Below are 22090 nucleotides of genomic sequence, written 5' to 3' on the forward strand. Positions count from 1 at the left end.
GCCATAAGGGTGTGGCAACACTGAGCGGCAGACGTTCAGGGGTTGAGCGTTTATAAGGGCTCTAACTCACCTGCTTGGCCAATTGGAAATCCATGTATTCGTAAGCGATCCGTTGCGCCTGTGCCGTGTCGAAAGCGTCTCCCGACAGGGCGCCGCGCAACCACAAACCGTCGATCAACGCCGCCAGGCCTCGGGCTGCTTTGCGTGCGTGCGGCAGCGGCAGCGTTCGGCGGAACTGGCAGCACAGGTTGGAATACAGACGTTGATCGTTGATCCGCTGCAACCTGTGCAATGACGGGTGATGCATGCTGGTGGCCCAGAAGGCCAACCAGGTTTTCATTGCCGGGCCGTTGACCTGGCTGGCATCGAAGTTGCCCTCGATGATCACCTGAAGGTGTGCCCGTGGGCTGTCGTCCGTGAGTGCAAGCCTGCGTTCGTGGACGTTCTCAATCAGCGCGTTCATCAAGTAGCGCATCGTCGCTGCAATAAGGCCGTTCTTGTCCTTGAAGTAGTGACTGATGATGCCGTTCGAGACCCCGGCCAAACGGGCGATCAGCGCAATGCTGGCATCTCCCATTCCGACCTGATCGATGGCCGTCAACGTGGCTTCGATCAACTGTTGGCGGCGTATGGGTTGCATACCGACCTTGGGCATGTAGCACCTCTCCTTAGGCCTGCCGATGGGCGATGAACGTCCGTCGACTTGGAGGCCAGTCTATTTTGTTTTGATTGAACGTTCAATCAACAAAGAATAAGCTCTGCGACAAATCGTCGCTGCTGGCAGGTATTTATTCCCTGGAGACAGCGACACCTGACACCTGGAAAACCCCTCAAACGCCCCATCTACCGCTTCGGTGGGGGGCAAGGATTTTCGGGGTGTCTTTATAACACCCGTTCGTCGACTGCCGAAAAATCGATGCGCCGGGATAACCGTTGCCTTGTGTTTCTCTCTCGCACTGCCTGGAGCATCTGCGCCATGAGTTCTGCCTCTCTTATAAAGACCCCGCCGGAAAAGGTGCGGGTCAACGGTTGGGTGTTCTACACCTCCACCGCGCTGATTCTGTTGTTGACCGCCATTCTGATCATCGCCCCGCAGGAGGCCGGGCGCATGCTCGGCGTCGCCCAGGCCTGGCTGTCGAAAAGCTTCGGCTGGTACTACATGGTGGTCATCGCCGCTTACTTGGTCTTCGTGGTCGGCCTGGCGTTTTCGTCCTACGGCAAGTTGAAACTGGGCAGCAAGGACGACACCCCGGACTTCAGCTACGGCGCCTGGGCCGGCATGTTGTTCTCGTCGGGCATCGGCATCTCGCTGCTGTACTTCGGTGCCTCCGAGCCGCTGGATCACTACTTCAACCCGCCTGAAGGCGCGGCCGCCAGCAATGGCGCGGCACGCCAGGCGTTGCAGTTGACCTTCCTGCACTGGGGCCTGCATGGCTGGGCGATCTATGCCCTGGTCGGCCTGGCCGTGGCGTACTTCGCCTATCGCCATAACCAGCCGCTGGCCCTGCGTTCGGCGTTGTACCCGCTGGTGGGCGAGCGTTGGGTGAAGGGCGCGGCCGGTCACGCGGTGGACGGTTTCGGCATGTTCGTGACCTTGCTGGGCCTGGTGACCAACCTGGGCATCGGTTCGATGCAGGTGTCGTCCGGATTGGAAAACCTGTTCGGCATGGCGCACAGCAACACCAACCTGCTGATCGTGATCATCGTGATGAGCACCGTGGCGACCATCGCTGCCGTGTCGGGCGTGGAGAACGGCATCCGCCGCCTGTCCAACCTCAACATCGTGCTGTTCAGCGGTTTGCTGATCTTCGTGCTGCTGTTCGGCCCGACCTTGCACCTGCTCAACGGCCTGGTGCAGAACACCGGTGACTACCTCAACGGCATCGTGCTGAAAACCTTCGACCTTTATGTGTACGAAGGCGACGCTGACAAAACCGAACGCTGGATGGGCCTGTGGACCCTGTTCTACTGGGCCTGGTGGATTTCCTGGGCGCCATTCGTGGGCATGTTCATCGCGCGTATTTCCCGTGGTCGTACGGTGCGTGAACTGGTGGCCGGCGTGCTGCTGATTCCGCTGGGCTTTACCCTGGCGTGGTTGTCGATCTTCGGCAACTCGGCGCTGGACCTGGTGTTGAACCACGGTGCGGTGGAGTTGGGCAAGACGGCACTGGAACAACCGTCCATGGCTATCTACCAACTGCTGGAGCATTACCCGGCGTCGAAAATCGTGATTGGCGTGTCGATCTTCGTGGGCTTTGTGCTGTTCCTGACCCCGGCGGATTCCGGTGCGGTGATGATGGCCAACCTTTCCTGCAAGGGCGGCAATGTGGATGAAGATGCGCCGCACTGGTTGCGTATCTTCTGGTCGGCGGTGATCACCCTGGTGACCATCGGCCTGCTGTTTGCCGGCAACTTCGAAGCCATGCAAACCATGGTGGTCCTGGCGGGGCTGCCGTTCTCGGTGGTGCTGATTTTCTTTATGTTCGGTTTGCACAAGGCGATGCGCCAGGATGTGGCGATCGAACAGGAGCAGGCGCAACTGGCTGAACGTGGGCGTCGTGGCTTCAGCGAGCGTTTGACGGCACTCGACCTGCAACCGAGCCAGGGCACTGTGCAGCGCTTTATGGACAAACACGTCACGCCAGCGCTGGAAGAGGCGGCGGTCGCGTTGCGTGAGCAAGGGTTGGAAGTGCAGACGCTGTTGGGCAAGTCCAAGCGCTGCATCGGTGTGCGAATCGAGATGGAAGAGGGCAACCCCTTCGTTTATGAAGTGAGCCTGGATGCTTACTCGTCGGCGCCGAGCGACTTGCCTGAAGAAGAGCGCACCCGCTATTACCGTGCCGAGGTGTACCTGCACAACGGGCCTCAAGAGTACGACCTGATGGGCTTCGCCCAGGAACAGATCACCCGGGACGTGCTCGATCAGTTTGAAAGCCATCGGCAGCTCCTTGGCCGGGTCTATAGCTGATTGGTTGAGCGTGGCAATGCTCTAAATGTGGGAGGGGGCTTGCTCCCGATAGCGGTGTATCAGTAACAGATGGACTGACTGACACACTGCAATCGGGAGCAAGCCCCCTCTCACATTGCTAGCCCAGGTTTTTGCCCAGCAAGGCGTGATAGAGCTCGCTGTCGCCGAGGATCCCCACCACCTGGTTGTTGTCATGCAACACCAGCTTGTTCCCCGTCTGATAACGAATCTGCAGCGCATCACGCATGCCGATATTCGAATCCACCAGCGTCGGCACCCGGCCCAAACCTTCAACCGGCTGCCCCGGTGCCCAGTTCTGCAAGTTCATCACCACGCCATTCTGGCGGGCGCCCTGGATGGTGTTGCCTTCGGCCAGGTCCAGCCATGAGTCGCCGCCCGGATCCAGGCACACCGAACCGTTGACGCGTTTGCAGTTGTCCAGTGTGCGCATCAGGCTGCGGCCACACAGTACGTTCAGCGGGTTGGTGTGGGCGACGAAGGTGCGCACATAGTCGTCCGCCGGGTTCAGCACGATCTCTTCCGGCACGCTGTACTGGATGATCTTGCCGTCTTTCATGATCGCGATACGGCTGCCCAGTTTCAGCGCCTCGTCGAGGTCGTGGCTGACGAACACGATGGTCTTGCTCAGCTTGCGTTGCAGTTCCAGCAACTCGTCCTGCAGGCCCTGGCGGATCAGCGGGTCGAGGGCGGAGAAGGGTTCGTCCATCAGCAGGATGTCGGCATCCATCGCCAACGCACGGGCCAGGCCGACGCGTTGTTGCATGCCGCCGGACAATTCATCCGGCTTCTTGTTGCGCCACTGGGTCAGGCCCACCAGCTCGAGTTTTTCGTCCACCAGCTTGCGCCGGTCTTTTTCCGGACGGCCCTGCATTTCCAGGCCAAAGCTGATGTTCTCGCGCACCGTCAGCCAGGGCATCAGGGCGAACTTCTGGAACACCATGGCGATGCGCTTGGTGCGCATCATTTTCAGCTCGGCGGGGGTGCAGGAGGCGATGTCGATCTGGCGACCTTCATGCTCCACGAACAGCTGGCCACGGCTGACGGTGTTGAGACCGTTGATGCAGCGCAGCAGGCTCGACTTGCCGGAGCCCGACAGGCCCATCAGCACGCAGATCTCGCCTTTTTCCACATCCAGGCTGGCTTTTTCAACGCCGACAATCTGCCCGGTCTTTTTCAGGATTTCGTTACGGCTCATGCCCTGGTCCAGCAGCTTGAGCGCTTCGCGTGGGTCTTTGGAGAAGATCACGTCGACATTGTCGAATCGGATAATGCTCATGCATCACCCCCTACTTTGGCGTCGGGTTGTTTGCAGATGCGGTCGAGCATGATGGCCAGCAGCACAATCGCCAGGCCGGCTTCAAAGCCCAGGGCGATGTCGGCGGTGTTCAGCGCGTTGACCACCGGCTTGCCGAGGCCGTCGGCACCCACCAGGGCGGCGATCACCACCATCGACAACGACAGCATGATGCATTGGGTAATGCCGGCGGCAATGCTCGGCATGGCGTGAGGCAGTTCAATGCGCGAGAGCAACTGACGGCGCGAGCAGCCAAAGGCCTTGCCGGCGTCCATCAACTCTTGCGGTACATCGCGGATACCCAGGTAGGTCAGGCGGATCGGCGCGGCAATCGCGAACACCACCGTGGAGATCAAACCAGGCACCACACCCAGCCCGAAGAGGGTCAGGGTAGGGATAAGGTAGACGAAGGTCGGTACGGTCTGCATCAGATCGAGCACCGGCCGCATCAGGGTGTAGAACATCGGTTTGTGCGCGGCAACAATGCCCAGCGGCACGCCGATGACCACGCAGACCAGCGTGGCGAACAGCACCTGCGCGAGGGTCTCCATGGTTTCCTGCCAGTACCCAAGGTTCAGGATCAGCAGGAAGGAGGCGATGACAAAAACAGTCAGTCCCCATTTACGTTGAATAAAGTGAGCCAGCAGCGCAATCAGACCGATCAATGCCAGCGGATTGAACCAGGTCAGCGCGAACGTCACGCCGTGGATCATCGTTTCCAGTGTCGATGCGATTGCATCGAAGTAGTTGGCCCCGTGTTGGGTCAACCATTCGACGAAGGCAGCGATGTACTGGCCTAGTGGGATTTTCTGTTCAGTCAGCATGGTAGTGAATGTCCACATGCGAAGGGGAAAACATCCCGGGGCAGCGCACCGCCCCGGGGTCAGCAGTTACTTGTTCAGATACGCCTTGACGGCTTCCAGGCCTGGTTTGCCATCGACAGTAGTGACACCGGCGAGCCAGGTGTCGAGTACTTGCGGGTTCTTCTTCAGCCAAGCCTTGGCGGCGGCGTCGGGCTTCATCTTGTCGTCCAGGACGTTACCCATCAGGGTGCTTTCCATGTTCAGGGTGAACGACAGGTTTTTCAGCAACTGGCCGACGTTGCTGCATTCCTGGGTGTAGCCCTTGCGGACGTTGGTGTAGATGGTGGCCTGGCCGTAGTTGGGGCCGAACGAATCGTCACCGCCGGTCAGGTACTTCATCTTGAAGCGGGTGTTCATCGGATGCGGTTCCCAACCCAGGAACACGATGGCCTGGTCACGCTTGGAGGCGCGTTCCACCTGCGAGAGCATCCCGGCTTCGCTGGATTCGACCACTTTGAAACCTGCGGTTTTCAGGCCGAAAGCATCTTTGTCGATCAGGGTCTGGATGGTGCGGTTGCCGTCGTTACCCGGCTCGATACCGTAGATCTTGCCGCCCAGCTCATCCTTGAATTTGGCGATATCGGCGAAGTCTTTCAGGCCTTTGTTGTACAGCGCCTCGGGGACCGCCAGGGTGTACTTGGCGTTCTCCAGGTTGGCGCGCACGGTTTCCACGGTGCCGGCATCACGGTACTGCTTGATGTCGTTTTCCATGGTCGGCATCCAGTTGCCGAGGAAGATGTCCATGTTCTTGCCGTCGGCCAGGGACTTGTAGGTCACTGGTACCGAAATCATCGTGGTGCGCGGCTTGTAGCCCAGGCCCTTGAGGACTTCGCTGGTGGTCGCGGTGGTGACGGTAATGTCGGTCCAGCCGACATCGGAGAAATTGACGGTCTTGCACTGTTCCGGCTCTGCAGCGTGCGCCATGACTGGCAGACTCAGCATGGCGGCCAACAACAACGAGGGTGAACCTTTCATCTGGGTAGACTCCTGTGTTTTTTCTGGCGGCATTCGCCGCGCTTTATAAGTGTTGCGGTTGGAGCGTGCGGCAACAGCTCTGCCACGGTGCCTTGCAAACGAGTCGAGACTGATCATGTACCAGTGAAAATCTGACGCCTACAGGGGGCGTCGTATCCAGTACAGGGAGGGTCGTATCCAGTGTCGGTGACGTCGCTTACAGGTTTTTCCCAAGTCAAAACTGCTGTTTTTGCCCATCTGCACCGCTAAAAACGGCCAAAACAGGCGATCGCACGGGAGCGACGCTGGTGAGCATGGATGCGTCGGTGTGAGACGCCGTGAGGGCAGGTAAAAGCTTGATGATGCCGCCATCTAGGCGATCTGAGCGTAGCACCTCGTTCAAGCCTGGCCGTGCTTATCGAGGAGTTCTACCGCAATGGCTATCAGTGTTTTCGACCTGTTCAAGATCGGCATCGGGCCTTCGAGTTCTCACACCGTCGGCCCCATGCGCGCCGCGGCGTTGTTCGTTCAAGGATTACGTGAACGTGAACTGTTGGAACAAGTCAGGCGGGTCGAAGTTCAGCTGTACGGCTCATTGTCGGCCACCGGCATCGGCCACGGCAGCGACACCGCCACCATCATGGGCCTGATGGGCGAGTGGCCGGACGCAATCGATCCGTCGCAAATCGGCGTGCGTATCCACACCCTGCGTGAGACCGACACCCTGCTGCTCGATGGGCGTTTGCCGGTGCCGTTCGTGTGGGCACGGGACATGCGCCTGCTCGACGAAAACCTGCCCTTCCACCCCAATGCCATGACCCTGGTGGTGTTTGGCGATGACGGCGAGTTGCACCGCGACACCTACTACTCAGTGGGCGGTGGTTTCGTGGTGGATGAAGCCCAGGCGCAGAGCGGCGTGGCGGACATGGACCGCACCGAGTTGCCCTATGATTTTTCCAGCGCAGTGGAGCTGCTGCAGTTGTGCAAGACTCACAACCTGCGCGTCGCCGAGTTGATGCTGGCCAACGAAAAAGTCTGGCGCTCCGAAGATGAAATCCGCAGCGGCCTGATGAAACTCTGGCGCGCCATGCAGGCGTGCGTGGAGGAGGGCCTCAAGCACGAAGGCATCCTGCCCGGCGGCCTCAACGTGCGCCGCCGCGCCGCCAAGTTGCACCGCAGTTTGCAGGAGTTGAACAAGCCCAATGTGATCGGCTCGACCTTGAGTGCGATGGAGTGGGTCAACCTGTTCGCCCTGGCGGTGAATGAAGAAAACGCCGCCGGGGGACGCATGGTCACGGCACCTACCAACGGTGCGGCGGGGATCATTCCCGCGGTGCTGCACTATTTCATGAAGTTCAGCGACGAAGTCACCGAAGCCAACGTGGTCGACTACCTGCTCAGCGCGGCGGCGGTGGGGATCCTGTGCAAGAAGAACGCCTCGATCTCCGGTGCCGAAGTCGGTTGCCAGGGTGAAGTAGGGTCGGCCTGCGCCATGGCCGCTGCCGGGCTGGCCGAGATCCTCGGCGCCACCCCGGAGCAGCTGTGCAACGCCGCCGAAATCGGCCTGGAACACAACCTCGGCCTGACTTGCGACCCGGTGGGCGGGCTGGTGCAAGTGCCGTGCATCGAGCGCAATGCGATTGCAGCGGTGAAGGCGATCAACGCGGCGCAGATGGCCCTGCGTGGTGACGGCCAGCACTTTATCTCCCTGGACCGAGTGATCCGCACCATGCGCGATACCGGCGCGGATATGCATGACAAGTACAAAGAGACGTCGCGGGGTGGGTTGGCGGTCAGTGCGGTGGAGTGCTGAGACCGAGTCGCCTGTATCGGGGGCAAGCCCCCTCCCACATTTGAAGGTATTCACAATTCAAAATGTGGGAGGGAGCTCGCTCCCGATAGCGGCAGTTCAAACAATACTGCTCATAAAGTGAACACCAGTATCCCAATGCGCCACCTTTTAGCGCGTCGCAAACAGATAAGTAGCTGCCGAACGATTTCCCCTCCGACCACCCGTCACCTGTGCGTGTGGTGACAGACTTTTCCTACGCGCTGAAAGCTCCTTCCCACAAGTGCTACCGAACTGCTCACACCCCTTGAGTAGGCTCACTCCTACGGCCAAATCGGGTCATATCCCGTACTTCCCGCGCGGGCTTATATAGACGCTTCAGCAGGTCGTTTTCAGGATTTATTGAATGGCCATTCAAACTTAGGCATGGCATTTGCTCTATGAATTCAAAGCCTCTCGCCTTGCCGGATGAAGAGCGCAATAACAAGAGCCTCGCCTGAGGCCATCACCCGCTTTGTGTGAGGAGATACCGCCATGACGTCGTTCAACTCCGGGGCCCAACCCCAGAACCGTGCGCCTCAATCCATCGGCTTTTTGCTGTTGGACAATTTCACGCTGATTTCACTGGCCTCGGCCGTGGAACCGCTGCGCATGGCTAACCAGCTGTCCGGCCGCGAGCTGTATCGCTGGACAACCCTGAGTGTCGACGGCAACCAGGTGTGGGCCAGCGACGGTCTGCAAATCACCCCCGATGCCTCCATGCACAAAGCCCCGGCCCTGGACACTGTGATTGTGTGCGGCGGCGTGGGTATCCAGCGTACCGTGACCCGTGAACATGTGTCGTGGCTGCAAAGCCAGGCGCGTCAGTCCCGCCGCCTTGGCGCGGTGTGCACCGGCAGTTGGGCGCTGGCCTGCGCCGGTCTGCTCGACGGGTTTGATTGCAGCGTGCACTGGGAATGCCTGGCGTCGATGCAGGAAGCCTTCCCGCGCGTGTCGATGAGCACCCGCCTGTTCACCCTCGACCGCAACCGCTTCACCAGTTCGGGCGGCACCGCGCCGCTGGACATGATGCTGCACCTGATCAGCCGCGACCACGGCCGTGAACTGTCGGCGGCGATCTCCGAAATGTTCGTGTACGAGCGCATCCGCAATGAACAGGATCACCAGCGTGTGCCGCTCAAGCACATGCTTGGCACCAACCAGCCGAAGTTGCAGGAAATCGTCGCGCTGATGGAAGCCAACCTCGAAGAGCCGATCGACCTGGACGAACTGGCGGTGTACGTCGCCGTGTCGCGTCGCCAGCTGGAGCGGCTGTTCCAGAAATACCTGCACTGTTCGCCGTCGCGCTACTACCTCAAGCTGCGCCTGATTCGCGCACGGCAGTTGCTCAAGCAAACGCCGATGTCGATCATCGAAGTGGCGTCGGTGTGCGGGTTTGTGTCCACGCCGCACTTCTCCAAGTGCTACCGCGAATACTTCGGCATTCCGCCACGGGATGAGCGCGTAGGCTCCAACACCACCCAGCAGGTGGCGATGATGCCGATTCCGCAGGCGCTGGTGTTGTCACCGTTGGCAGGACCGATGTCGGCGTTGAGCCAGGCGCGCAATGAGTCGACTTTCGCGAGCGTACGGCTTTAAACCGAGTTGACTGCATCGGGGGCAAGCCCCCTCCCACATTTGACCGAGTTGTCATGACGAACATGGCCAGATGTGGGAGGGGGCTTGCCCCCGATAGCGGTCGGTCAGGCGCCTGAATTCTGTTTGAACTGCACCAAAGCGGGCAACAACTGCTTGTCGATTGCCTGCCGCACCGCCGGCAGAATCGTCGCACTGCCGGTGTACATCTGCTCAACCATACCCTTGAGCGCCTTGGCCCGCGCTTCGCTCAAGCCGCGTACCGCACACTCGCAAGCCTGTTCGGCGCTGGCGCCGCTGGACACCTCGAAACCCAGCGAGCGCAGTTGGCTCAGCAGGTCATCCTGGTCAATCAAATCCGCATGCATCATGACGTTTATCCTGGTGAAGGGAGCGGGGATTGACTTGGATTCTGGTAGGCCCCCGGCCGGTCGGCAAGGGCAGAATGCACGAATGGCTCAGATGGCTATGAACGTGTCGTTTTCGGGTCATTTACCCATTGAAGTAATAGGCACACTGGCTACCAGCAAACAGCTTGAAGGTTTGGTCACCCTCGGGATGTACGGCTCACACAAAGCACTCTGCCCCGATCCAGTCACGGCTGGACCGGGGCTTTTTTGTTTTGGGCATGCGTTTTTGAGGGAGGGGTGGGGAGGGGATAGCTAGCGGTTGTTGTTTGGCATTAGCATTGCCGCAGTTCAAATGCACAGAATGCCTATATGCTGTTTACGCAGGTGGGCTTGTACCGGCGTTGTTGACGTTTAAGCCAGCCCAGGTTTTCAGGCAAATCAAAAGGTAATGCAATGCTAAAGCTCTTGTCTCTTAAAGGTGTCGGCCCTGCTGAACAGTTTGGTCCGGTTGAGTTTGCGCCTCGCCTCAATTTCATCACGGGTGACAACGGTCTTGGCAAAAGCTTCCTGCTGGATGCTGCCTGGTGGGTCTTGACGCGCACGTGGGCGCGCGGGTCAGAGGCTCTACCTAGAGAGTCCTCCAGTTCTGCCAGCATTGGTTTTGCGTTTAGCAAGGTGACGACGGGAGACAAGGCGGGTGAGGTTCATTTCAACGACGGTATTTGGCGTCAGCCGAAGGCGCGCCCATCTATTCCGGGAATTGTTATTTATGCCGGGGTGGACGGCAGCTTTTCTGCTTGGGATCCCGCGCGTAACTATTGGACTGATCAGCAGGCGGGCACTGAAGAGAGAATTCGAGCGTTTAACTTTTCTCCAGACGAAGTATGGAAAGGTGCCGTGTCCGACAAGGGCACGAATATATGCAATGGTTTAATTCATGATTGGGTCCGGTGGCAGCGCTCCGCGGGGGACTCCTCTTTCAAAGAGTTGACCGTGGCTTTGGATGCGCTGTCTCCATCAGGTATTGAAAAGTTGTCGCCTGGCGAGCCTTGCCATATAGGTCCTCTGGACGAGACCGAATACCCAACATTGCGAATGTCCTACGGCTTGGATGTGCCGTTGGTTCACGCCTCTGCCGGGATGCGTCGAATTGCTGCGCTGGCTTACATGATTGTTTGGACCTGGAACGGTCATAAACGAGCCTGCAAGCAGCGAAAGGTCAATCCTGCTAAGGAGATCATTTTTCTGATTGACGAAGTCGAATGCCATTTGCATCCGCAGTGGCAGCGGCGAATCGTGCCTGCTCTGCTGAAAGTGGTAGAGGAGATGACTCAAGAAAAAGTTGCTGTACAACTGATCGTGGCGACCCATTCTCCGTTGGTATTGGCCTCTGCCGAGCCTGAGTTTATTGAAGAGAAAGATGCGGTTTTCAATATTCACCTTGAGGATGGACAGGCCAAAGTCACCAAAGAGGTGTGGTCTAAGCAAGGCGACGTGGTGAACTGGTTGGTGTCGGATGTTTTTGGTTTGCAACAGGCGCGGTCGGTAGCAGCAGAAGAAGCAATCGAAGCCGCTGAAGCGTGGATGCGTGGCGATAAGGAGCAACTGCCGGAAAAGCTGAATTCGAAGTCTGCTATTCATCAAGAGTTGGTTCGTGTTTTGCCGGGCCTTGATGATTTTTGGCCACGATGGATAGTTTCCCAAGGAAAGTCCGGGAAAGAATCGAAAGGGAAAAAGCAATGACGCCCGTGTCGAACCCGATCCCTGAACCAGATAAATTTGATGAGAAGTGTCGAAAACCAGGCGAGGTTTGGTTGAAGGCAAACCCGCTTGCCAAGAGACCAAGAGACTTGTGGTCCCCTTTCAGGCATGCCCTTGCGGACGGATTCGATGATCGGTGTGGTTATGCTGCGATGTATATCCCCAGCGGTACAGTCGATCATGGCGTCAGTTATAACGAAGACCCATTGCTCGCTTACGAGTGGTTGAACTATCGATACATTGATTCATGGATTAACAGCTCTAAAAGTAAGCAGGTGGCAGCTGATTTGTTGGACCCATTCGAAGTGCAGAAAGGATGGTTTGAGATCAGTTTGCCGTCTCTTCAACTGGTGTTAACTGACGCTGTTCCAGCGGAGTTCCGAGAGCGCGCTGAAAATACGCTGAAAAGACTTCCGCTCAGAGATGACGAGCGGATATTGAGGCCTCGCCGCAAATGGCTGAGCCTCTACGAGAAGAGTGGGGATTTAGACATGCTACGTGAAATGGCTCCTCTTATTGCAGCAGCGGTAGAAAAGAAGCAGGCCCTCGAAGCAGCACAGGCGCCGCATCAAGAGCGATAGTCAACCTAGCGCAACAATCACCAACGCTAGCGCTGCAACACGAAGATTCGCGACAGCAATTCATCCCGATCGATATAGCATCCCTGGAAATGCCGCGCCCCCGAAGTGGGATCAAACGCATTGCGCGCATGCAGCGTGCGGCGGTTATCGAAGCACCACAGCTCACCCGGGTTCAGGCGCTTGACCAGCCGAAAGCGCGCCTCGCGCGTCATTGCGATAAACCGCCGATAAGCCCGATACAGCAACGGCATCTGCGCCACCGACGTCTCGAACGGCCCGCGCAAAAAGTTGGCCATGCGAATCTCTGCCACATCCCCCAAGGCATCCAGCGCAATGATCGGCGCGAGGCGGCGGTAGTCGCTGTGACGGTCTTTGTTGCGAAACTCCACGGGTATTTCACACAAGGCACGAAACGCTTCGGGATCTTCCTCGCGCAGGGCATTGGCGATGGCAAACCCATCGACAAAAATACTCTCGCCGCCGTCGGCATCGTTGACCAGGCAATGCAGGAATTGCAGCCCCGGTTGCAGCTCCCGGGTCGGCAAATCACTGTGCAAGGGCAGGTTGAAAGCGGTGTAGGCATTGCTGTCGGCATCGGCCTTGGATTGCACGTTGAACAGCACGCCGAAATTGCTCTCGCGGATAAACGAAATGCGCTGCGCAATCGGTGCCAGAGAGCCCGATTCGGTGGGCACGCCGCGCATTTGCGTCAGGCCAGAGTCACGCAAGGCCAGCAGCCATTGCAGCAGCGCCTCTGGGTCTTGCATGACCGCCGCGTAGTCGAATATGGGCAGTTCGAACGTGTTGTCCCAGAGCCGGGATGTGGGTTTCGCCGCCCGGCGTTCGGCGCGGGATTCCTCGTCGTAGGCATGGGCCCGCAGCCAGCCGGGATCGTACTGGCTGTGATGACCACCGTGCCATTGCACGCTGAGAAAACCTTGGTCGATACGCGCGCTGATGGCGCTGAGGTTTTCATCCACATCGACAATTTCCAGCACCTGCTCGCGGGTGACGCTGTACACACAGTGCGTGCACGGGCAGTTGTCCCGCAGCCACTGATGATGAAACGGGCTGACCCGGCCATCGGCCCATTGCACGCGAATCTGATCGTCCAGCACCTGTGCATCGGCGAGGTCGCAGAGCTTGGGGTAAGTACGGAAATCGGCAACGGCGGCGGCGGTTTGCATGATGGCTCCTTATTTTTTCGGTGGCAGTGCAATCACTCGGCCGAGGAGGGCGGGCCTTGGCAGGTCGGCTTGTTCAGCGCTGATCGCAACGAGTTTGTCCAACGTCGCCTCGGCAAACGGCGCCGAATGCGGACCGGCCAGGTCGACGTGCAGCAGCATCTGTTCGTTGCCGGCGAGTTCTTTCTCATCGCCCACCAAATGCAGGCTGTGATAGAGGTGCAGGCGCTTGGCGTCGTGGGCGATCAGTTGCGTGTGCACTTCCACTTCGGCGCCGAGTTTCACCTCGTGCAAGTAGTTCAGGTGCAGTTCCAGGGTGAACAGCGAATGGCCGCTGGTTTCGCGGTTGTCGCTGTCCAAGCCGAGGGTGTCCATCAGCGCGTCGGTGGCGTAGCTGAAGATCAGCAGGTAGTACGCGTCGCGCAGGTGGCCGTTGTAGTCGACCCAGTCGGCAAGGACTGGGGTGGTGTAGGTGGTCAGCGCAGGCATGGTGAGGGTTCCGTTATTCGGCGAAGGTCATGCCGTGCTTGGCTTTGGTGGTTTTCACCGCTTCCAGCACCGCCAGCAGGCAATCATCACGATAGCGTTCCAGTGCCGAAATGCTGTGTTTGCCCAACTGATCGCTGGTGCCATCGACCACATCGTCGATCAGCTTGTCGGTCAGTTCCGGCGCCGGCAGGTAGGTCCACGGCAGCTGCAACGCCGGGCCGAACTGCGCCATGAAGTGGCGCATACCCGCATCGCCGCCCGCCAGGGTGTAGGTGAGGAAGGTGCCCATGAACGACCAGCGCAAGCCGGCGCCAAAGCGAATCGCGTCATCGATCTCGCCGGTGGTGGCCACGCCGTCATTCACCAGGTGCAGCGCCTCGCGCCACAGCGCTTCGAGCAAGCGGTCGGCGATAAAACCGGGGACTTCCTTGCGCACATGCAGCGGGCGCATGCCGAGGGACTCATACACCCTGATCGCGGCCTGGATCGCTGCCGGCGCGGTGTGCTTGCCGCCGACCACTTCCACCAACGGCAACAGATAGACCGGGTTGAACGGATGGCCGACCACGCAGCGTTCCGGGTGGGTCGAGCCCTCGTAGAACTCACTCGGCAACAGCCCGGAGGTACTCGAACCGATCAATGCATTGGGCTTGGCCGCTGCGCTGATCTTGCTGTGCAATTCCAGTTTCAGTTCCAGGCGTTCCGGGGCACTTTCCTGGATGAAGTCGGCGTCTTTCACGCACTCTTCAATGGTTGGGACAAAGCGCAGGCGGTCTTGCGATGCGCCGGGTGCGAGGCCCTGTTTTTCCAGGGCGCCCCAGGCATTGGCGACGCGTTTGCGCAACGCCGCTTCGGCACCCGGTGCGGGGTCCCAGGCGACCACATCGAGGCCGTGGGCCAGGGCGCGGGACACCCAGCCGCTGCCGATGACACCGCTGCCGAGGGCGGCGAAGGTTTTGATTTCAGTGATAAAGCGCATGGTGACGATCCTGAAGTATTCACACATTCTGTTTTGGGAACCGGCTCAAACTGTGGGAGGGGGCTTGCTCCCGATTGCGGTGTGTCAGTTGATGGATCTATTGGCTGATCCACCGCAATCGGGAGCAAGCCCCCTCCCACATTTTTTGATTCGGTTAGCCGCGCTTGGTCAGGCCCATCTTGATGCGGCCTTCCGCCGGGGTCATGACCCGTGCGCCCAGGCGGCTGAGAATTTCACTGGCGCGTTCCACCAGTTGGCCGTTGGTGGCGAGTACGCCCTTGTCCAGCCACAGGTTGTCTTCCAGGCCGACCCGTACGTTGCCGCCCAGCAGCACTGCTTGTGCGGCCATGGGCATTTGCATACGGCCGATCCCGAACCCGGCCCACACCGCGTCGGCCGGCAGGTTGTCGACCATGGCTTTCATCGTGGTGGTGTCGGCCGGAGCGCCCCATGGGATGCCCAGGCACAGTTGGAACAGCGGGTTATCGAGCAGGCCTTCCTTGATCATCTGCTTGGCGAACCACAGGTGGCCGGTGTCGAAGATTTCCAGTTCGGCTTTGACGCCCAGCTCTTGGATGCGCTTGGCGCCCGCCCTCAGCTGCGCCGGGGTGGAGACGTAAATCGTGTCGCCATCGCCAAAATTCAGGGTGCCGCAGTCCAGGGTGCAGATTTCCGGCAGCAGTTCTTCTACATGGGCCAGGCGGGTCAGTGGGCCGACCAGATCGGTATTGGGGCCGAATTCCATCGGGTTCTCGCCGCCGCCGATCTCGAGGTCGCCGCCCATGCCGGCGGTGAGGTTGACGATGATGTCGATGTCAGCCTCGCGGATGCGCTCCATCACTTCGCGGTACAGGGCGACGTCGCGGCTGAACTTGCCGGTCTCGGGGTCGCGCACATGGCAGTGCACCACAGTGGCACCGGCCTTGGCGGCTTCCACGGCGGCGGCGGCGATTTGTTTGGGGGTGACCGGCACGTGTGGGCTTCTGGCGGTCGTGTCGCCAGCACCGGTGAGTGCGCAGGTGATGATGACGTCGTGGTTCATGGGGCGGTTCCTTACAGGCGTAGTGGTGCCGCTCGCAGCCAGGAGCGGCTGCGACACGGTGGTTCGAATCAGGTTATTTGCTGGTGAGTTGCAGGTTGGCGGCGGCCGGTTTGCCGTCGAAGGTGGTCACGCCTTCCAGCCAGCGCGCCTGGTCTTGCGGGTGATCCTTGAGCCACTGCCTGGCGGACTCGAGGGCATCCTTGTGATCCAGCAACGGCTGCATCATCCGGCTCTCGTCGGCGGCGGTGAAGGTCAGGTTGGTCAGCAGCTTGTGCACGTTGGGGCACTGTTCGGCGTAGGTCGGCGAGGTGACGGTCCAGACGGTGGCCATGCCTTCGTTCGGGCCCAGGGCGTCGTCGCTGCCGGTGAGGTAAGTCATCGCGACGTTGACATTCATCGGGTGCGGCGCCCAGCCGAAGAACACCACGGCTTCCTTGCGGCGTACCGCACGGTCCACGGCGGCAAGCATGCCGGCCTCGCTGGATTCCACCAGCTGGAATTTGCCCAGGCCGAACTGGTTCTTGGCGATCATCGCCTTGATCTGGGTGTTGGCCCCCGAGCCTGGCTCGATGCCGTAGATCTTGCCGCCCAGTTCTTTCTCGAACTTGGCGATGTCGGCGAAGGTTTTCAGGCCCTTGTCCGCCAGGTACGTCGGCACCGCCAGGGTGGCGCGGGCGTCTTCCAGGCTGGGTTTGTCGAGGACCTTGATTTGCTTGGCGTCGATGAACGGCGTGATGGTCTGGGTCATCAGCGGGTTCCAGTAGCCGAGGAACAGGTCCAGGCGCTGGTCGCGGATACCGGCGAAGATGATTTGCTGGGAGGCGCTGGTTTGTTTGGTCTTATAGCCGAGGCCGTCGAGCAACACTTGGGTCATGGCGCTGGTGGCGATGACGTCGGTCCAGTTCACCACGCCCATGCGCACGTTGCGGCAGGAGTCGGCGTCGGCCGCGAATACGCTGGTGCTCAAGATGGCGCTGGCGCCGAGTGCAAGCACGCAGCGGCGAATCAGTCGGTTCATGGTGGATCCCTCGGCAGATCGTTATTGTGGGGGCCGGCGTCTTTGTGCGCCGTGGGATCACGTTACGGAGCTTTGGGCCCGCCGAAACGCACGGCGGCGACCAGCTCTTGCACTGCGGCGACCTGTGCTCTTGAATGACCCGTTGAACTGGCGTATCACAGTGACCACGCTGCCCGTCCTACGAGAGCGCCACCATGTCCCAGGATTTCTACTTTCTGCTGATGCCGGGGTTCTCGGCCATCGGCTTTATTTCCGCGCTGGAGCCGCTGCGCGTGGCCAACCGCTTTCGTGGCGAGTTGTACCGCTGGCATGTGCTGAGCGCCGATGGCGGCGCGGTACTGGCGAGCAATGGCATGTCGGTCAACGCCGACGCCGCGCTGGAGCCGTTGAAAAAGGGCGCGACGCTGTTGGTGGTGGCCGGCTTCGAACCGCTGCAGTTCGCCACGCCGGCGCTGGAGCACTGGCTGCGCCGTCTGGACAATGACGGCGTGACCCTCGGCGCCATCGACACCGGCGCCTGTGTCCTCGCCGAAGCCGGCCTGCTCGACGGTCATCGCCTGACCCTGCACTGGGAAGCCATCGACGCCTTCAAGGAGTCGTACCCGCACCTGACCGTGACCCAGGAACTGTTCGAGATCGACCGCCGCCGCATCACCTGCGCCGGCGGCACCGCCTCCATCGACCTGATGCTCGACCTGATCGCCCAGGCCCACGGCCCTGAACTGGCAATCCAGGTCTCCGAACAATTCGTACTTGGCCGCATCCGCCCGCGCAAAGACCACCAGCGCATGCAGATCGCCACGCGCTACGGCATCAATAACAAGAAACTGGTGCACGTGATCGGCGAGATGGAGCAGCACACCGAACCGCCCCTGAGCACCTTGGCGTTGGCCGACGCGATCAAGGTCACCCGGCGCCAGTTGGAACGCCTGTTTCGCCTGCATTTGAACGACACCCCGAGCAACTTCTACCTCGGCCTGCGCCTGGAAAAAGCCCGGCAGCTACTGCGCCAGAGCGATATGAGCGTGCTGGAGGTGAGCATTGCGTGCGGGTTTGAGTCGCCGTCGTATTTCACCCGGAGTTATCGGGCGAGGTTTGCCAAGTGTCCGAGGGAGGATCGGCGACGGGAGGTGGTTTGACGGGCAATTATAGTCAATTATACTCGCAACTATAATTTATAGTCCTTTCCATAATTGAGTATAAAAGCATGTCCAAGCACAGCGGCTTTGTGTTTCGCCGCCCCGCCCTGGCAAGCAGTATTGCCGATGGCTTGGTGGGGGCGGGTATTCAGGATTTCACCTCTGGCCTGTTTCTCGCGGCGCCTCGTCGCACCGGAAAAAGCACTTTTCTGCGCGAAGACTTGATTCCGGAATGTCAGCTCCGGGGCTGGCTGGCGGTGTATGTGGATCTCTGGGCTGACAAAGAGAAAGATCCTGCCGAGTTGATTGCCAGCGCTATTGCTGCGGCTCTGGTGCCCTATGAAAAGGGCATTCGCAAACTGGCCAAGAACATTGGCATCGAGAAACTAAGCTTTCTGCGTACGCTCTCCTGGGACTTTACCAAGCCACAATTGCCTGCCGGTGCGACGCTGACCCAAGCGTTGGAGTTGCTCCACCGTGCTGCAGAAAAACCCGTTGTGCTGGTGATTGACGAAGCGCAGCACGCGTTAACCACTGAGTCAGGTATCAATGCGATGTTCGCGTTGAAGGCCGCGCGGGACCAGCTCAACCAAGGCCGTGACGAGGAGGGCAGCGGCTTGCGCCTGGTGTTTACCGGCTCCAATCGCGACAAACTCGCCCATTTGGTATTGGGTAAAAGCCAGCCGTTCTTCGGTTCCAGCATCACGCCGTTTCCCTTGCTCGGCAAAGAGTTCACCCAGGCCTACACCGTGCACCTCAACGCGCACCTGGCCGAGACCAACCAGTTCAACGCGGCTGATATTGATGAGGCGTTTGAGCTGGTAGGTCGGCGTCCCGAGATGTTGCGCACGATCATCGGTGAAGTCGCGTTGGAGCTGGGCGAGGCGAGCAACTTGGGCCAACTGCTGCACAGTCGCGCCGAACTGCTGCGCGCGGGTGTATGGACCGAATTCGAAAGCGCCTGGAACGCCCTGACGATCCCGCAGCGTGCGGTGTTGGAGGTGATGGTGGAGCGCTCACACAACAACGAACCTTTTGCGCCGTTTACCGACAGCACACTGATAGCGGTCAGCAAGGCGCTGGAAGAAATGGGCAGCGACATGGTGCCGGGCACCCAGACCATCCAGGCCTGCATCGATGCGTTGCGCGATAAGGAGCTGGTGTGGAAGTCGAGCCGGGGAGGTTATGCCCTGGAGGACAAAACGTTCGGCGATTGGCTGCGGCACAAGCGCCATACACCCCACTGAAAACACCACAGACCCAGTGTGGGAGGGGGCTTGCTCCCGATAGCGGTATGTCAGCCAATGCATGAGCAAGCTGATCCACCACCATCGGGAGCAAGCCCCCTCCCACAGTGGATTTCGGCGTGGCTTATTTCTTCAGCAGGGCGGAGCATGCGGTCTTGAAGGCCTCATGCTGATACTTGTTCAGTGTCGCCGGCAGTTCAAAGTTGTGCTTCTTGTTCTGCGCATTGAGGGTCTGCGGCGACAGCAACGTCACCTCAACCCCCTCCAGCAGTTGAAACACCCCTTCGATCTTGAACGTGGTCGGGCCACCGGCGAACTCGCCTTTTTTGCTGCGCTTCTTGATGGCGATGCGTTCGATGGCATGGGCCTGCACGAATGCCTTCACCTGGGCGGCAAAGGCTTTGACGTTGGCCGCGTCATCGTCGTCTTCCAGAGCGATTTTCTTGGTCGCCAGGGCCACGTGGGTCAGCGCCTGGTTGTCCAGTGAAGCGACAGCGATGATGGCTTCGCTGCCTTTGATTTCGATGCCGCAGATAGTCATGAAAGGCCTTGGTTCAAAGAGAAAGTGGCGGGATTGTCGCTTATTCCTGCCCAATCGACTCCAAAAACTCCGACCGCTCATCACTCATCCGCGCCAGGCAATCATTCTGCGCAATCGCATAGGCCTTGGTGCCGGTCACCGCCGGGAAGGTGTCCACCGCGCAATCGGCGTCACGCAGTTTTTCCCACTTTTGCTGGGCGTCCTTCAGACGAGCGGTAATGTCTGCGAGCTTGGTCTTATCGCTGCCATAGGTGGAATGCATGCGTTCCAGCAGACCCTGATAGTTATCCTTGAGCAATTGCTCGGCAGTGGTTTTGTTGTAAGTGGCGCATTCAAGGGTTTGCTTGTCGTTTTCGATGCCATCGCACGGCGTGCTGTCGGTGTCTTCGGCCGCGTGGACGCCGGTTGCGATGAGTGCCAAAGCCAGGAAAATCGATTTCATTGCGCCGTCTCATATCAGTTGATGCAGGAATTCTGGCTCAAGCGTAAGACAAATAACAGCTGCCAGTCAGACACCTCTTAACAGCCTTTGTCGCGGATTGACGCTTTCGGCAATTCCCCTGTCGTTTTTGCACCCGGCTCGGTCGGCCCCTGGGCATATGCTGGCCCCAAAGCGCCGACACACGATTCGGCGCATGAATCGCCAAAATAAGGGGACGCCTGATGAGCCCAGCCGAATTGCACGCCGACAGCATCGTTATCGACGGGCTGATCATTGCCAAGTGGAACCGCGACCTGTTCGAGGACATGCGCAAAGGTGGCCTCACCGCCGCGAACTGCACCGTGTCGGTGTGGGAAGGGTTCCAGGCCACGATCAACAACATCGTCGCCAGCCAGACCCTGATCCGCGAGAACAGCGACCTGGTGATCCCGGTGAAAACCACCGCCGACATCCGCAAGGCCAAGGAGCAGGGCAAGACCGGCATCATCTTCGGCTTCCAGAACGCCCATGCGTTTGAAGACCAGCTCGGCTATGTGGAGATCTTCAAGCAGCTCGGCGTGGGCGTGGTGCAGATGTGCTACAACACCCAGAACCTGGTTGGCACCGGTTGCTACGAGCGCGACGGCGGCCTGTCGGGCTTCGGGCGTGAGATCGTCGCCGAAATGAACCGCGTCGGCATCATGTGCGACCTGTCCCACGTCGGCTCCAAGACCAGCGAAGAAGTCATCCTCGAATCGAAAAAACCGGTGTGCTACTCCCACTGCCTGCCGTCGGGTCTTAAAGAACACCCACGCAACAAATCCGATGAAGAACTCAAATTCATCGCCGACCACGGCGGCTTTGTCGGCGTGACCATGTTCGCGCCGTTCCTGGCCAAGGGCATCGATTCGACCATCGACGACTACGCCGAAGCCATCGAATACACCATGAACATCGTCGGCGAAGACGCCATCGGCATCGGCACCGACTTTACCCAGGGTCATGGCCAGGATTTCTTTGAAATGCTGACCCATGACAAGGGCTACGCCCGCCGCCTGACCAGCTTCGGCAAGATCATCAACCCGCTGGGCATCCGTACCGTGGGCGAGTTCCCCAACCTCACCGAGACCCTGCTCAAACGCGGTCACCCTGAGCGTGTAGTGCGCAAGATCATGGGCGAGAACTGGGTCAACGTCTTGAAGGACGTTTGGGGCGAATAAGCCAAACACCCCTGGGCATACCACAACGAATTTTTCTGGAGTTAAGTTTCCATGGCCAAGATCGCCCCGCAATTACCTATCGAAGTCGACAGCGAAACCGGTGTCTGGACTTCCGACGCCCTGCCGATGCTGTACGTACCGCGCCACTTCTTCGTCAACAACCACATGGGTATCGAAGAAGTGCTGGGCGCCGAGGCCTATGCCGAGATCCTCTACAAGGCCGGCTACAAGTCCGCCTGGCACTGGTGTGAAAAAGAAGCTGAATGCCACGGCCTGGAAGGCGTCGCGGTGTTCGAGCACTACATGAAGCGTCTGTCGCAACGCGGCTGGGGCCTGTTCAAGATCCAGGACATCGACCTCGACAAAGGCACCGCCAGCGTCAAGCTCGAACACTCGGCCTTCGTCTACGTGTACGGCAAGGTCGGGCGCAAGGTCGACTACATGTTCACCGGTTGGTTTGCCGGCGCCATGGACCAGATTCTGCAGGCGCGTGGCAGCAACATCCGTACCGTGGCCGAACAAGTCTACGGAGGCTCCGAAGAGGGCCACGATGACGGCTTGTTCACCGTCAAGCCGTTGTAAGCCGAGGACCGT

The 22090-nt window shown here is 59.5% G+C and carries 21 protein-coding genes; 9 read left to right on the top strand and 12 right to left on the bottom strand.

Going from position 1 to position 22090, the window contains the following annotated elements:
* Positions 1–61: 61 nt before the first annotated feature.
* Positions 62–655, bottom strand: coding sequence for a transcriptional regulator BetI (betI, locus tag FIV39_RS16840; RefSeq protein WP_032884029.1), 594 nt, complete (start codon positions 653–655; stop codon positions 62–64).
* A 378-nt stretch (positions 656–1033) separates the two neighbouring features.
* Between betI and FIV39_RS16845 the strand changes: the two genes are divergently transcribed.
* Complete coding sequence (locus FIV39_RS16845) at positions 1034–2968, top strand: BCCT family transporter (RefSeq protein WP_244176468.1); 1935 nt, start codon at positions 1034–1036, stop codon at positions 2966–2968.
* Positions 2969–3086: 118 nt separating this feature from the next.
* Here the strand turns inward: FIV39_RS16845 and choV are convergent, their stop codons facing one another.
* From choV to FIV39_RS16860, 3 genes are all read right to left on the bottom strand, one after another.
* Positions 3087–4265, bottom strand: a complete 1179-nt coding sequence (gene choV / locus FIV39_RS16850; RefSeq protein ID WP_090401718.1) for a choline ABC transporter ATP-binding protein — start codon at positions 4263–4265, stop codon at positions 3087–3089.
* Positions 4262–5107 (bottom strand): choline ABC transporter permease subunit, encoded by an 846-nt coding sequence (choW, locus tag FIV39_RS16855; protein WP_015886271.1) that lies wholly within the window; start codon positions 5105–5107, stop codon positions 4262–4264. Before choW ends, choV begins: the two co-directional genes overlap by 4 nt.
* A gap of 66 nt (positions 5108–5173) precedes the next feature.
* Entirely contained in the window at positions 5174–6121 is a 948-nt protein-coding gene (locus tag FIV39_RS16860; RefSeq protein ID WP_053128119.1) for a choline ABC transporter substrate-binding protein, read from the bottom strand.
* A 415-nt stretch (positions 6122–6536) separates the two neighbouring features.
* On the opposite strand from FIV39_RS16860, the gene FIV39_RS16865 reads away from it, so the two are divergent.
* On the top strand, positions 6537–7913 hold the full coding sequence (locus tag FIV39_RS16865; protein ID WP_065938175.1) for an L-serine ammonia-lyase: 1377 nt from the start codon (positions 6537–6539) through the stop codon (positions 7911–7913).
* 510 nt (positions 7914–8423) lie between these two features.
* Positions 8424–9527 (top strand): choline metabolism transcriptional regulator GbdR, encoded by a 1104-nt coding sequence (gbdR, locus tag FIV39_RS16870; protein WP_003176586.1) that lies wholly within the window; start codon positions 8424–8426, stop codon positions 9525–9527.
* Positions 9528–9631: 104 nt separating this feature from the next.
* Here gbdR and FIV39_RS16875 read toward each other — a convergent pair whose 3' ends face one another.
* A complete protein-coding gene (locus tag FIV39_RS16875; RefSeq protein ID WP_090401719.1) occupies positions 9632–9895 on the bottom strand; it encodes a hypothetical protein in 264 nt (87 codons plus the stop codon).
* 432 nt (positions 9896–10327) lie between these two features.
* Here FIV39_RS16875 and FIV39_RS16880 point away from each other — a divergent pair, with 432 nt between their 5' ends.
* Together FIV39_RS16880 and FIV39_RS16885 are read left to right on the top strand one after the other, a co-directional pair.
* On the top strand, positions 10328–11617 hold the full coding sequence (locus tag FIV39_RS16880; RefSeq protein ID WP_090401720.1) for an AAA family ATPase: 1290 nt from the start codon (positions 10328–10330) through the stop codon (positions 11615–11617).
* The gene (locus FIV39_RS16885; RefSeq protein WP_090401721.1) at positions 11614–12216 is read left to right on the top strand and encodes a hypothetical protein; all 603 of its coding nucleotides are present in this window, start codon (positions 11614–11616) and stop codon (positions 12214–12216) included. The genes FIV39_RS16880 and FIV39_RS16885 overlap by 4 nt, the downstream gene beginning before the upstream one ends.
* Positions 12217–12242: 26 nt before the next feature.
* Here FIV39_RS16885 and FIV39_RS16890 read toward each other — a convergent pair whose 3' ends face one another.
* From FIV39_RS16890 to FIV39_RS16910, 5 genes are all read right to left on the bottom strand, one after another.
* Complete coding sequence (locus FIV39_RS16890) at positions 12243–13403, bottom strand: gamma-butyrobetaine dioxygenase (RefSeq protein ID WP_090401722.1); 1161 nt, start codon at positions 13401–13403, stop codon at positions 12243–12245.
* 9 nt (positions 13404–13412) lie between these two features.
* Positions 13413–13889: a thioesterase family protein gene (locus tag FIV39_RS16895; RefSeq protein ID WP_090401723.1), complete on the bottom strand. Its 477-nt coding sequence runs from the start codon at positions 13887–13889 to the stop codon at positions 13413–13415.
* A gap of 13 nt (positions 13890–13902) precedes the next feature.
* On the bottom strand, positions 13903–14868 hold the full coding sequence (locus FIV39_RS16900) for an L-carnitine dehydrogenase (RefSeq protein ID WP_090401724.1): 966 nt from the start codon (positions 14866–14868) through the stop codon (positions 13903–13905).
* Between the two features lie 154 nt (positions 14869–15022).
* Positions 15023–15910, bottom strand: coding sequence for a BKACE family enzyme (locus FIV39_RS16905; RefSeq protein WP_090401725.1), 888 nt, complete (start codon positions 15908–15910; stop codon positions 15023–15025).
* Between the two features lie 73 nt (positions 15911–15983).
* A complete protein-coding gene (locus FIV39_RS16910; protein WP_090401726.1) occupies positions 15984–16928 on the bottom strand; it encodes a choline ABC transporter substrate-binding protein in 945 nt (314 codons plus the stop codon).
* A 194-nt stretch (positions 16929–17122) separates the two neighbouring features.
* On the opposite strand from FIV39_RS16910, the gene FIV39_RS16915 reads away from it, so the two are divergent.
* Both FIV39_RS16915 and FIV39_RS16920 read left to right on the top strand, forming a co-directional pair.
* Positions 17123–18067, top strand: coding sequence for a GlxA family transcriptional regulator (locus FIV39_RS16915; protein ID WP_090401727.1), 945 nt, complete (start codon positions 17123–17125; stop codon positions 18065–18067).
* A gap of 68 nt (positions 18068–18135) precedes the next feature.
* On the top strand, positions 18136–19314 hold the full coding sequence (locus FIV39_RS16920; protein WP_090401728.1) for an AAA family ATPase: 1179 nt from the start codon (positions 18136–18138) through the stop codon (positions 19312–19314).
* Between the two features lie 124 nt (positions 19315–19438).
* Here FIV39_RS16920 and FIV39_RS16925 read toward each other — a convergent pair whose 3' ends face one another.
* Both FIV39_RS16925 and FIV39_RS16930 read right to left on the bottom strand, forming a co-directional pair.
* A complete protein-coding gene (locus tag FIV39_RS16925; RefSeq protein WP_090401729.1) occupies positions 19439–19855 on the bottom strand; it encodes a DUF3010 family protein in 417 nt (138 codons plus the stop codon).
* A 40-nt stretch (positions 19856–19895) separates the two neighbouring features.
* Entirely contained in the window at positions 19896–20297 is a 402-nt protein-coding gene (locus tag FIV39_RS16930) for a lysozyme inhibitor LprI family protein (RefSeq protein WP_027606004.1), read from the bottom strand.
* Between the two features lie 221 nt (positions 20298–20518).
* On the opposite strand from FIV39_RS16930, the gene FIV39_RS16935 reads away from it, so the two are divergent.
* Both FIV39_RS16935 and FIV39_RS16940 read left to right on the top strand, forming a co-directional pair.
* On the top strand, positions 20519–21496 hold the full coding sequence (locus tag FIV39_RS16935; RefSeq protein ID WP_010207105.1) for a dipeptidase: 978 nt from the start codon (positions 20519–20521) through the stop codon (positions 21494–21496).
* A gap of 51 nt (positions 21497–21547) precedes the next feature.
* Entirely contained in the window at positions 21548–22078 is a 531-nt protein-coding gene (locus tag FIV39_RS16940; protein ID WP_010565965.1) for a DUF5943 domain-containing protein, read from the top strand.
* Positions 22079–22090 lie beyond the last annotated feature (12 nt).

Source organism: Pseudomonas grimontii, assembly GCF_007858185.1.
In the GTDB taxonomy this organism is placed as follows: Bacteria; Pseudomonadota; Gammaproteobacteria; order Pseudomonadales; family Pseudomonadaceae; genus Aquipseudomonas; species Aquipseudomonas grimontii.

Bases quoted from the DNA above. Each gene is read 5' to 3' on its own strand.
- FIV39_RS16875 (WP_090401719.1), bottom strand. From the start codon at position 9,895: ATGATGCATGCGGATTTGATTGACCAGGATGACCTGCTGAGCCAACTG.
- FIV39_RS16895 (WP_090401723.1), bottom strand. From the start codon at position 13,889: ATGCCTGCGCTGACCACCTACACCACCCCAGTCCTTGCCGACTGGGTC.
- FIV39_RS16935 (WP_010207105.1), top strand. From the start codon at position 20,519: ATGAGCCCAGCCGAATTGCACGCCGACAGCATCGTTATCGACGGGCTG.
- FIV39_RS16900 (WP_090401724.1), bottom strand. From the start codon at position 14,868: ATGCGCTTTATCACTGAAATCAAAACCTTCGCCGCCCTCGGCAGCGGT.
- FIV39_RS16905 (WP_090401725.1), bottom strand. From the start codon at position 15,910: ATGAACCACGACGTCATCATCACCTGCGCACTCACCGGTGCTGGCGAC.
- choV (WP_090401718.1), bottom strand. From the start codon at position 4,265: ATGAGCATTATCCGATTCGACAATGTCGACGTGATCTTCTCCAAAGAC.
- FIV39_RS16940 (WP_010565965.1), top strand. From the start codon at position 21,548: ATGGCCAAGATCGCCCCGCAATTACCTATCGAAGTCGACAGCGAAACC.
- FIV39_RS16885 (WP_090401721.1), top strand. From the start codon at position 11,614: ATGACGCCCGTGTCGAACCCGATCCCTGAACCAGATAAATTTGATGAG.
- choW (WP_015886271.1), bottom strand. From the start codon at position 5,107: ATGCTGACTGAACAGAAAATCCCACTAGGCCAGTACATCGCTGCCTTC.
- gbdR (WP_003176586.1), top strand. From the start codon at position 8,424: ATGACGTCGTTCAACTCCGGGGCCCAACCCCAGAACCGTGCGCCTCAA.
- FIV39_RS16910 (WP_090401726.1), bottom strand. From the start codon at position 16,928: ATGAACCGACTGATTCGCCGCTGCGTGCTTGCACTCGGCGCCAGCGCC.
- FIV39_RS16890 (WP_090401722.1), bottom strand. From the start codon at position 13,403: ATGCAAACCGCCGCCGCCGTTGCCGATTTCCGTACTTACCCCAAGCTC.
- FIV39_RS16880 (WP_090401720.1), top strand. From the start codon at position 10,328: ATGCTAAAGCTCTTGTCTCTTAAAGGTGTCGGCCCTGCTGAACAGTTT.
- FIV39_RS16915 (WP_090401727.1), top strand. From the start codon at position 17,123: ATGTCCCAGGATTTCTACTTTCTGCTGATGCCGGGGTTCTCGGCCATC.
- FIV39_RS16930 (WP_027606004.1), bottom strand. From the start codon at position 20,297: ATGAAATCGATTTTCCTGGCTTTGGCACTCATCGCAACCGGCGTCCAC.
- FIV39_RS16860 (WP_053128119.1), bottom strand. From the start codon at position 6,121: ATGAAAGGTTCACCCTCGTTGTTGTTGGCCGCCATGCTGAGTCTGCCA.
- FIV39_RS16925 (WP_090401729.1), bottom strand. From the start codon at position 19,855: ATGACTATCTGCGGCATCGAAATCAAAGGCAGCGAAGCCATCATCGCT.
- betI (WP_032884029.1), bottom strand. From the start codon at position 655: ATGCCCAAGGTCGGTATGCAACCCATACGCCGCCAACAGTTGATCGAA.
- FIV39_RS16920 (WP_090401728.1), top strand. From the start codon at position 18,136: ATGTCCAAGCACAGCGGCTTTGTGTTTCGCCGCCCCGCCCTGGCAAGC.
- FIV39_RS16865 (WP_065938175.1), top strand. From the start codon at position 6,537: ATGGCTATCAGTGTTTTCGACCTGTTCAAGATCGGCATCGGGCCTTCG.